Source organism: Lichenihabitans sp. Uapishka_5, from assembly GCF_033947565.1.
Taxonomy (GTDB): domain Bacteria; phylum Pseudomonadota; class Alphaproteobacteria; order Rhizobiales; family Beijerinckiaceae; genus Lichenihabitans.
Genome location: NZ_JARPVX010000015.1, coordinates 64,548 through 71,861, shown reverse-complemented (window position 1 = coordinate 71,861; position 7,314 = coordinate 64,548). Strand labels below are relative to the sequence as shown.

Sequence of the window (7,314 nt, the reverse complement as noted above, 5' to 3'; positions counted from 1 at the left end):
GCCCCAGTCCGGCGCGCCGGCGCGTGGATCGGGCCGCAGCCGCGGCGCCAGCACGAGCAACAGCGGCGCGGCCAGCAGCGCCGTGGCGGCGCCGGTGGGGATCGCGGTCGCAAAGCGTGCGTTGATGACCTGCACAACGGTGTCGACGATCACCAGCATGGCGGCGCCCACCGCGGGCGCCACGACGAGCCGCACCCCGAGCCGCCGCGCTCCCGCAAGCCGCGCCACCAATGGCGCCGCGATCTCGACGAAGCCGATGCTGCCGACCGAAGCCGTCACCACGGCCGCAAGGCCGACCCCGACCACCAGCGTCAGCATGCGAAAGGGAGCGGCCGGCAACCCGAGCCCGCGCGCGCCGTCCTCACCGAAGCCCATCAGCCCAAGCGGCCGCACCAACAGGGCCGCCAGGGCGGCCAGACCGGCGAGGCGAGGCAGAAGTGTCCGCACCACGGACCAATCCTGCTGGCCGAGCGCGCCGGCGTTCCACAACACCACAGACGACAGGTATTCCTGGTTGAACAGCCTCAGCGCGTGGCCGAGGCTGCCGCAAAACAAGCCGATCGCCAGCCCGGCCAGGATCACGGCCGCCGGCGCGAACCGCCAGGGCGCCGCCACCGCCAAGGTGAGCACCACGGCCCCGAGCCCGCCGCCGAGCGCCGCCGTTTGCGGCCAAGCCCCGAGCGTCGCCGGCGCCGCCACCGTCACGACAACCAAGGCCAGCTGAGCGCCAGCCGACACACCCAGCGTGACCGGCGACGCGAGCGGATTGCCAAGCACATGCTGGAACAGCGCCCCGGCCAGGGCCAGCGCCCCACCCGCCAGGGCAGCCACGGCCAGGCGTGGGAGGGTGCTGAAATGAAACACCAGCGCGGCCGCGTCGCGGCCCGGTGCGAAGGCGGATGCGATCCAGCGCGCCGGCGCGAGCGCATGGCCGAGCTGCCAGGCGGCGCACAGCAGCGCCAAAACGCCGAGGCCGCCGGCCAGGAGCCAAGCCCCGGCCCTATCGGGTGCCGCAGGGACGCGCGTGGGAACCCGTACCGTCACGTGCGGGACCTGCGTTCAACAGGCGAAACCGCCTCACCGTCGTGCAGCGCAAGTGCATCGACCAGCTGCTCGGCAAAGCGCGTCGCGGCCGCGAGCTCGCCGAAGGTCCAGCATTGCGGCAGCCGGTAGGCGCGCCGTCCCGCCGCTGCAATCAGGCTTGCCAACAGGCTCGGCCCCGTGAGGGCAGCCTCGCTGGCCGGCGGCACCGGCGCCACGAGCAGCAAGTCGGCTGGCGGCAGGGATGCGAGGCTGGCAAGGTCGTCGGACCGGTGGCCCCACTGGCTGGTGGCACCCGGATAGGCCGAGCGTAGCCCGAGCGCCACGATGACGTCGCCGTAAAGGCTCCCAGCCCCGTAGTAGATCAGATGGCGATCATCGACGAACTGCACCGGCACCACGGGATGGCCCTGCAGCCCGCTGAGCCGCGATCGCGCAGCCGCGAACCGGCGGGCGCTCTCGGCGAGCCAGGTTTCGGCGGCGGCCTCGCGTCCGAGCCGGACACCCAGCCGGCTCACGTCGGCCCGCGCATTCAGGAGCGGCCGGCGGTTGTCGGCGAAAACCCGGCTCTCGAAGGTGGGCGCGATGCGTTCGAGCTGCGGCTGGAGGGCCGCATTGAGATCGCTGGTGAGGATCAGGTCGGGGCGGAGCAACAACAGCGTTTCGAGGTTCGGGGCGGTGCGAAACCCGAGTTCGGCCGTGCCGGGCGGCAAGGCCGGCTCGCCCACCCAGTCGGCATAAAGCCGGGTTTCCGTCACCCCCACCGGCGCGAGCCCCATGGCGATCAGCGTCGAGGCCCAGCCCCAATCGAGGCTGGCCAGGCGCCGGGGCGGCGCCTCGGCTTCGGCCCGACCCGCCCCGAGCCCCGCCGACATGGCGGCCGCCAGCAAAACGCGCCGCGAAAGCGATGTGGCGCCCCCCATCAGGCCGGCACCCCGATGCGATGACCCGTCACGGCGGCGTCGAAGACCCGCATGGGAAGGTCGTAGATGGCCTCGAGTGCATCCGCCCGCATGACGTCGTCGGGCGTGCCCTCGGCCACCACCATGCCGTTGCGCAGCGCCACGATCCGGTCGCAGAACCGGGCCGCCATGTTGATGTCGTGCAGCACCAGAACGATGCCGGTGTTGCGGCGGCGGGCGAGGCCGCGCAGCACCTCGAGCACCTCGATCTGGTGCTTGAGGTCGAGCGCCGCGATAGGCTCGTCGAGCAGGATGAAGCCGGTCTCCTGGGCGATCAGCATGGCGATCCAGACGCGCTGACGCTCGCCGCCCGACAGGCTGTCGATCAGGCGGTCGGCAAAGGCCTCGGTGCCCGACAACCGCAACGCGTCCGCGATGGCGCGCCGCCCGACCGGCCCGACGCGGCCGAGCGGCCCGTGCCAGGGATAGCGCCCGAAAGCCACAAGCTCGCGCCCGGTCAAGCCCGTCGATGCCGGCGTTTGCTGCGGCAGGTAGGCGAGCTGCCGGGCAAAGGGCCGCGGCCCCCAGGCGCCCGCCGGACGACCTCCGAGCCGGACGGTACCGCCCGTCGGCATGAGCTGGCGGGCCAGGCATTTCAACAGCGTGGTCTTGCCCGAGCCGTTGTGGCCGAGGATGCCGACCACCGCCCCGCGGCCGAAGCGAAGGCTGGTGGGCTGCAGGATGAGGCGCCCATCGAGCGTGACCGCGACGCTGTCGGCCGCAAGGTCCCCTGCCCCGGCGACCCGCGATCCTGGCTCGACGGTTTGAAACATCTGCTTCAGCATGGCCGATCGCCCATGCGGGCGACCCCGCGCCCGGCCTCTCGCAGGACGGCAGCGGGCGTAGCGGCACGGCATCCGATCGGCCGTTGCGTGCGTCCTGCGCCCCGCCGCGTCGCCCTACCCATACGCAATCGATCCCACCATACCCAGGACTCGAGACTGCCAACAGGCGCCCCAATCATTCCAGCAAGGGACTTAGGCAGATCGGAAATGAAGTCAACGTTATGTTCAGCAACGTTGCAATGCAGTCTCACGCCTCTACATTGGAGACACTCAAAACAGCACGTTTTATAACTATTCCATTTTGGAACTATTCGAAGCCAAGTCAGACAGTGGACGCCATTGCAGAACCTGCCAGCGACATGCCTCCCTGCACGGTCTCGCGTATCATTTCCAAGCGGATCAAATCCTCGTATGAACTGCACGCGACGGGCATAGGCCCCCTTCCCGCCTTCGTCCGGCGCCGTTGGCCCGGATGCCGCTTCCCACACCGGACGCCATGACCTCGCTGCAGCTCGCCCGCCGCTTCCTGACCTACTACCGCCCCCACAGGACGCTGTTCCTGGTGGATTTCTCCTGCGCGGTGGTGTCGGGCCTGCTGGAGCTCGGCTTCCCGCTGGCGGTGTCGAGCTTCGTCGATCGGCTGCTGCCCGGGCAGAACTGGCCGTTGATCCTGCTGGCCACGGTGGTGCTGCTGGGGATCTACGCCCTGAACACGGGACTGATGGCCATCGTGACCTATTGGGGCCACATGCTCGGCATCAACATCGAGACCGAGATGCGGCGGAAAGCCTTCGAGCATCTGCAAAAACTGTCGTTTCGCTTTTTCGACAGCCAGAAGACCGGCCTGCTCGTGGCCCGCATCACCAAGGACCTCGAGGAGATCGGCGAGGTGGCGCATCACGGGCCAGAAGACCTGCTGATCGCCGTGATGACCTTCCTGGGCGCCTTCGTGCTGATGCTCGACGTCAATTGGCGGCTGGCGCTGATCACGGCCGCCGTGGTGCCGTTCACGGCCTGGCTGACGAGCCGTTATGGCGGCCGCATGACGGCGAACTGGCAGGCGCTCTATGGGCGCGTCGGCGCCTTCAACGTGCGCATCGAAGAGAACGTCGGCGGCATTCGCGTGGTGCAGGCCTTTGCCAATGAGGAGCACGAACGGGCGCTTTTCGCGATCGACAACGCCAAATACCGCAGCACCAAACTCGAAGCCTATCGGGTGATGGCGGCCAGCACGTCGCTGTCTTATTTCAGCATGCGGGTGACGCAACTCACCGTGATGCTGGCCGGCACCTGGTTCGTGCTGCACGGCCAGCTCAGCAACGGCGCCTTTGTGGGGTTCCTGTTGCTGGTGGGCGTGTTCTTCCGGCCGATCGACAAGATCAACGCCGTGATCGAGACCTATCCGAAGGGGCTCGCCGGCTTCCGGCGCTATCAGGCGCTGCTCGACGAGGTGCCGGATATCGCCGACAAGCCCGGCGCCAAGCCGATCGGTCCCGTGCGGGGCGACATCCGCTTCGAGGGTGTCGGCTTCGGCTATGGGCGCGGCGCCCCCGTGCTGCGCACCGTCGACCTGTCGATCCGTGCCGGCGAAACGGTCGCGTTCGTCGGGCCGTCGGGCGCCGGCAAGACCACGCTGTTGTCGCTGCTGCCGCGCTTCTACGACCTTTCGAGCGGCCGCATCACAGTGGATGGCATCGACATCCGCGACATGACGCTCGCCTCCTTGCGCAGCCAGATCGGCATCGTGCAGCAGGATGTGTTCTTGTTCGGCGGCACCATCCGCGAGAACGTCGCCTATGGGCGACTTGGGGCGAGCGACGCCGATATCCTGACCGCCGTGCGACGCGCCCGGCTCGACGGCATGCTGGCCGACCTGCCGGACGGCCTCGAGACCGTGGTGGGCGAGCGCGGCGTCAGGCTGTCGGGCGGCCAGAAGCAGCGCCTCGCCATCGCCCGGGTGTTCCTGAAGGACCCGGCGCTGTTGATCCTCGACGAGGCGACCTCGGCGCTCGACACCGCGACCGAGCGCGACATCCAGCAATCCTTGAACGAACTCGCGGCCGGACGCACCACGCTGGTGATCGCACACCGGCTCGCCACCATCGAGGACGCCGACCGCACGATCGTGGTGGAGAATGGCGGCGTCAGCGAGCCCGGGCGCAGGAGCGGCAGCGCCGCGGCCGAATAGGCCGCGCCCGCAACCCCGGCGCTGCTTCGCGGGTTTCGGCCATGCGGCTCTGCCATGCCGCACCGATGGAGTGCTTGCCATGACCGAAACGCCGCGCATCCCTTATTGGCACGTGTATGTCGACCAGGACGGCACCAGCCGGCAGGCGCGCTTCGATATCCGTGATTTCGAGCTGAAGGGCGTCAGCCCGGGCGTGACGCCGCAATGGAACGACAAGATGGCGCCGAGCCAGGCCGGCGTCACCTTCACGGTGCTGCCGGTCGGCTGGGTCGGCGACTGGCACGAGAACCCGAAGCCGCAATGGATCACCATCCTGACCGGGCGCTGGTTCGTCGAGACCATGGACGGCACCCGGGTCGAGATGGGCCCGGGCGAGGTGATGATGGGCGAGGACCAGGGCACGCGGGACAAGAAGGGGCATCGCTCCGGCACGGTCGGGGCCGAGCCCTGCAGCATGATCGTCACCGGGCTCGACGCGACGCCCACGGTCAACCAACCCGGCCACTACCGCTGAGCCATGGCGTTCAGGCGAGTTGCGACGTCGGCGCTTCGGCTTCCTGCGGTGCGGCTTCGCGGCGCGAACGTTGCGACAGGACGCGGGCGAAAGCCAGCAGCTCGCCGATCGACAACACGATATGCTCGCTGCCGCCGTCCTGCCGCAGCGCCGCCAAGACGGCGCTGTCGCGGTCGCTGTGCCACAGGCCGACCACCACGGTGGCGTCCGGCATGGCCTTCTGCATGCGACGGATGAAGTAGCGGATCGCCGACACGCTGTTGCCGGCCTGCAGCACCGACAAGCAGCACAGCCGGGCGTGGCGGAGGTTGGCGGCGCCGGCGCCACCCAGCACCCCGTTGGCCGCGACCTCGGCGCCAAACCCCGCACCTTGCAAGGCCTGCACCGCCATGGCGGCCGCGAGGTCGTCGAGCTGTCCCCGCCCCGGCACGCAAAGAATGGTGCCGGGCTCCCGCCAGGCGGCGGCAAGCTCCTGGCCCGCCCCGGTGGTCTGGTTCGGCGTCAAGCGTTCCAGCAAACCCTCGATCTGGGTGTGGATGTCTTCCAGCCGCTCGAAGGCGAGCGCATCGCGGGACAGGTCGCCCTGCGCCAGCGCCAAGCCCGGCAGCGCCACCTCGTCGAAATAATCGGTGAGCGACGTGTCCTCGATGCGCCGCCGCGCCTGGGGTGCAAGCCCCGCCGCCTGCCCTTCGAGCGCACGCTGGTAGAAGGTTTCCGACGGCTCGAGCGGCGGCGCATCGCCGAGCAGCACGTTGAGGAACTCGAGCGCCCGCACGTGACGGCCGATGACCACCAGGCAAACGGTGATCGGCGTCGCGATCAACAATCCGATGGGGCCCCACAGCAGCGTCCAGAACGCCGTGGCGACGATCACGGCCAAGGGCGACAGCCCCGTCGAATGGCCATAGATGAAGGGTTCGATCACCTGCCCCATCACTACCTCCGACAGGAGGAACAGCCCCAGCACCATCAGGGCCAGCGACCAGCCCGGCTCGACCGCAACCGCCAGCAGCAGCGGCGGCGCCAGCGCGATGAAGACGCCGAGATAAGGCACGAAGCGCATCAAGGCCGCCAGAATGCCCCACAGGAGCGGGTTCGGCAGGCCGATACACCAGAGCGCCGCCGCGATAAGGGCGCCGAACCCGGTGTTCATGCCGAGCTGGAACACGAAATACCGCGACAACCGTTTGGCGGCGTCGTTCATGGCCATGATGGTGCGGTGAAGGTCATGCCGCCCGACGAGGCGCACCAGCCGGTCGCGCAGGTCCTCGCTCGATAACAGCACGAAGATCGTGAAGACCAGCACGACGCCGAGGCTCTCCAACGGCCCCAGCAACGGCTGCGCCACCGTGCGGGCCACCGCGAGGCCCGACAGCTCGCCGAGTCCGAACGGCAAACTGGACCCGTGCCGCGCGTGATCCTCGACCTGCTTGGGATCGGCGGCGGTGCCCTGCACCATGCGCTGCACGAAGCCATAACGCTCACCGAGGGCGCGCCACTTGCCGAGAATAGTGGCCTCGTAGGACGGCAGGTTGCCGGCCAGCACGGCGGCTTGCCGACCCACGACCGTGCCAAGCCCTCCGATGATGCCGAAGGTGAGCACCACCACCACGAGCACCGCCACCACGCGGGGGAGGTAGAGCCGTTGCAGGAAGCGGCAGGCCGGCGCCAGCACGAAGGCCAGCAACGCCGCCAGCATCAAGGGCACCACCAGCTCGCGGCCGTAATACAGGCCCGTTACCAGAATGGCGCCGCCGACCAGAACCGGCAGCACGCTTCGCCGAGGCTCCGGCATGGCGGCGTTGTCGGAAACCGAATCCAAGT

Annotated in this window: 6 protein-coding genes; 2 read left to right on the top strand and 4 right to left on the bottom strand. The window is 69.1% G+C overall.

What is annotated here, in order from left to right; all coding sequences use genetic code 11:
• The 3 genes from P7D22_RS08820 to P7D22_RS08810 form a co-directional block, all read right to left on the bottom strand.
• A partial coding sequence (locus P7D22_RS08820; RefSeq protein ID WP_319933850.1) for an iron chelate uptake ABC transporter family permease subunit occupies positions 1-1,044 on the bottom strand: 1,044 nt, incomplete at its 3' end.
• Positions 1,041-1,964 carry an ABC transporter substrate-binding protein gene (locus P7D22_RS08815; RefSeq protein WP_319933849.1) on the bottom strand — a complete coding sequence of 308 codons (924 nt, stop codon included), beginning with the start codon at positions 1,962-1,964 and terminating at the stop codon, positions 1,041-1,043. The genes P7D22_RS08815 and P7D22_RS08820, both read right to left, overlap by 4 nt.
• Positions 1,964-2,776 (bottom strand): ABC transporter ATP-binding protein, encoded by an 813-nt coding sequence (locus tag P7D22_RS08810; protein ID WP_319933858.1) that lies wholly within the window; start codon positions 2,774-2,776, stop codon positions 1,964-1,966. Before P7D22_RS08810 ends, P7D22_RS08815 begins: the two co-directional genes overlap by 1 nt.
• 484 nt (positions 2,777-3,260) lie before the next feature.
• On the opposite strand from P7D22_RS08810, the gene P7D22_RS08805 reads away from it, so the two are divergent.
• Together P7D22_RS08805 and P7D22_RS08800 are read left to right on the top strand one after the other, a co-directional pair.
• A complete protein-coding gene (locus P7D22_RS08805; protein ID WP_319933848.1) occupies positions 3,261-4,976 on the top strand; it encodes an ABC transporter ATP-binding protein in 1,716 nt (571 codons plus the stop codon).
• Positions 4,977-5,055: 79 nt separating this feature from the next.
• Positions 5,056-5,490, top strand: a complete 435-nt coding sequence (locus P7D22_RS08800; RefSeq protein ID WP_319933847.1) for a cupin domain-containing protein — start codon at positions 5,056-5,058, stop codon at positions 5,488-5,490.
• Positions 5,491-5,500: 10 nt separating this feature from the next.
• On the opposite strand, the gene P7D22_RS08795 is transcribed toward P7D22_RS08800, so the two are convergent.
• On the bottom strand, positions 5,501-7,312 hold the full coding sequence (locus P7D22_RS08795; protein WP_319933846.1) for an AI-2E family transporter: 1,812 nt from the start codon (positions 7,310-7,312) through the stop codon (positions 5,501-5,503).
• Positions 7,313-7,314: the final 2 nt, after the last annotated feature.